This window comes from Nostoc sp. UHCC 0251 (genome assembly GCF_034932245.1).
Classification (GTDB): domain Bacteria; phylum Cyanobacteriota; class Cyanobacteriia; order Cyanobacteriales; family Nostocaceae; genus Nostoc.
Map to the genome: position 1 here is coordinate 8,879 of NZ_JAYGHD010000115.1, position 3,356 is coordinate 12,234.

Annotated in this window: 2 protein-coding genes; both read right to left on the bottom strand. The window is 42.2% G+C overall.

All coding sequences use genetic code 11. From position 1 onward, the window contains the following. Nucleotides 1-210: 210 nt before the first annotated feature. Nucleotides 211-1,704, bottom strand: a complete 1,494-nt coding sequence (locus tag VB740_RS14195) for a catalase (RefSeq protein ID WP_323200629.1) — start codon at nucleotides 1,702-1,704, stop codon at nucleotides 211-213. A gap of 193 nt (nucleotides 1,705-1,897) precedes the next feature. Beyond that, entirely contained in the window at nucleotides 1,898-3,271 is a 1,374-nt protein-coding gene (locus tag VB740_RS14200) for a nucleotide pyrophosphatase/phosphodiesterase family protein (protein WP_323200630.1), read from the bottom strand. Nucleotides 3,272-3,356: the final 85 nt, after the last annotated feature.

Consider the following 3,356-nt stretch of genomic DNA (forward strand, 5'->3'; position numbering starts at 1 on the left):
CTCCATTAATGAGTCTTTGAACTCCATTAAAGAGTCTTTTAGCTCCATTAATGAGTCTTTGAACTCCATTAAAGAGTCTGTTTTGATTGATCAAATCCCCGACTTCTTGAAGAAGTCGGGGATTTGAATCTAGCTTAAGTACGTAACTCAGCATCCAGGTTTTCGGTGCGTTAGCCTACGGCATAACACACCCCACAAAATTGGATAAGGCTACCAGTTACCTACAGGTTGAGCAGTAGCACCCAGCATTGATGGATCAATTGAAATGCCCAATCCTTCAGCTACACGACGACCATAAGAAATATCTGCTCGGAAGAAGTGGCAAAGTTGACGCATTTGGATGTCTTCCCTTGCTTGAGAGAGACTACCGACAATATTTTTAGCAAGACGCTGCTGCTGTTCAGGATTTAGTAACCGATACAGATTACCTGCCTGGGTGTAATCGTCATTTCCTTCACGATGACTGTAACGATCGACTGTGACATCGCCCAAATGACTAGGTGGTTCTGCATAAGCTGGATTTTCTTTAGGCGTACCCTCAGCACTATTCGGTTCATAGTTAGGAACGCTACCGCCGTTGTTCCCCGATGCCATAAAGCCATCTCGCTGATAATGCATCACTGGACATTTGGGCTGGTTAACAGGTAGTTGCTGATAGTTACCACCCAAACGATACCGTTGAGCATCTGGGTAAGAAAAAATTCGAGCTTGCAGCATTTTGTCTGGAGAGAAACTAACGCCAGGAACCACTGCACTAGGGCTAAAAGCGGCTTGCTCAACTTCGGCAAAATAATTCTCAGGGTTCCGATTAAGCTCTAATATCCCGACTTCAATTAAAGGATATTCCCCTTGTTTCCAAACTTTGGTCAAGTCAAAAGGATTATCAGGATGTTTTTCCGCTTGCTCCTCGGTCATCACCTGAATACACATCCGCCACTTAGGATAATCTTTTTTAGCGATCGCTTCAAATAAATCATGAGTCGCATGATCGGGATCTTCACCCTTAATCTTAGCGGATTCTTCCTCTGTCAAAGTTTGATGCCCTTGCAGAGTCTTAAAGTGAAATTTACACCAAACGCGATCGCCTTCGGCATTAATTAAACTAAAGGTGTGGCTACCAAAACCATCCATGTGGCGATGGGTTTTGGGAATTCCCCGATCTGAAAACAGGATCGTCACCTGGTGAAGCGATTCTGGACTGAGTGACCAAAAATCCCACTTTGCATTCTGGTCTTTGCAATTGGTTTGAGGATTGCGCTTTTGGGTATGGATAAAATCAGGAAACTTCAAAGGGTCGCGGATGAAGAAAATAGGGGTATTGTTACCTACAAGATCCCAGTTACCCTCCTCAGTATAAAACTTGAGGGAAAAACCTCTAGGATCGCGTTCGGCATCTGCTGAACCTTTTTCTCCTCCGACTGTAGAGAAACGCAAGAGAAGTTCCGTTTTCTTGCCAATTTCAGAAAAAAGTTTGGCTTTACTGTAGCGGGTGATGTCATTGGTAATAGTCAAAGTACCATGAGCAGCCGCACCTTTAGCGTGGACAACGCGCTCAGGAATACGTTCTCTGTTGAAATGAGCCAGCTTTTCTATAAGGTGGAAATCCTGCATTAATACAGGGCCACGCGCTCCAGCCGTGAGTGAGTTCTGGTTATCGCTAACTGGAATACCATCAGCAGTTGTCAAGTTTTGGGGTTCAGTCATGCGTAAAGAAGCTCTCCATGTAAGTTACTCAGATTGCCCACAGTAGATTGACAGTTGCCTACTGATAGAACAATCTAATTCATAGTCATAACGAGTTTATATATAAATCATACTCGATATGATTATGAATTACCATAAATTTTTTTGTATTTTGGGAGGATATAGAGGCAATATACAGCCTCTATGCTGCCTTTCAGGTATTTAAATGTTTGAGAATCAACGAGCAAACATCTGTCGCCTCAATTTGATGTTCATTAACTAAATGAGTTTGATGGGTGATAAATAGAGGCCCTTCATCTGGAGAAGTGGTGATATTACCGTGAGAACCACGCACCAGAGAAGCATCCAGAGGAATCACATCCATTAAGTAGCGGAAACCCAGTTGTTTTTTAAGTAACTTGAGAGCAATTTTTCCTTGAGGAAATGTAATCTGCGGATCGAGGAAAAGTTCTACAGGATCGTAACCAGGTTTGCGGTGGATATCTACAGTTCTAGCAAAATCAGGCGCTTTCGCATCATCGAGCCAATAATAATAGGTAAACCAAGCGTCAGATTGTGCGATCGCTACCAACTCCCCCGATCTAGGATGATCGAGATGGTAGGCTTGTTTACCCTCTTCATCCAATACCTGCGCTACGCCTTCAGTCGCTTCTAAAAGCGATCGCACTTTCGGGATATACGCCGGATCATTTACATATACATGAGCGATTTGGTGATCGGCAACGGCAAAGGCAATGCTAGCACCAAAATCGAGCAGTTCTCGCCCTAATTCTTCTCGCACAGCAATTAAACCATTTTCCCGTAGTACGCGGTTTAAATCTACAGCTTTAGAAACTGGGGTAATGCCATACTCAGAAAGAATAATTACTTGAGTGTTGCGTGCTTCAAAATATTTAATTAAATCGCCACAAACAGCATCAATTTCTTGCAAATCTGCTTGAATCTCTGTTTGATTGTTACCAAATTTTTGCAGACAGTAATCTAAATGTGGTAAATAAACTAGTGATAATGTAGGGCTGTAGCGTTCCTCAATCCATTTAGCAGAATTGGCGATCCATTGACTAGAACTAATGGTAGTTTTTGGCCCCCAAAAATCGAATAAAGGGAAGTTTCCTAAATCAGATTGAATTTGCGATCGCACATCACTAGGATGGGTATAAATATCAGGTAATTTTCTCCCATCTGCGGGATACATCGGACGCGGTGTAATCGCATAATCTGCTGTAGAGTACATGTTGTACCACCAAAAAAGGTTGGCACAAGTGAAATTGGGGTCGATTGATTTAGCTATTTCCCAAATTTTGGGAGCCTGAACAAGTTTATTAGATTGTCGCCAAAACTTCACTTCACATTCATCACGGAAGTACCAACCATTAGCGACAATTCCATGTTCATCAGGCAATTTTCCTGTTAAATAAGTAGCCTGAACTGAACAAGTCACAGCAGGTAACACTTTTCCTATAGAAGCTACCTGCCCCTTCGCAGCCCAAGAAGATAAAAACGGTGTATTTTCTCCTAGTAAATTGGGCGTTAATCCTACGACATTTAGAATAACTGTTTTTTTCATAAACTTAGTTCCTTCTTAATTTACAGTGAATTCGTAACTGCCTAGCTAGTAGTAATAGAGGAAAGAAAAACAGAGACATCACCTT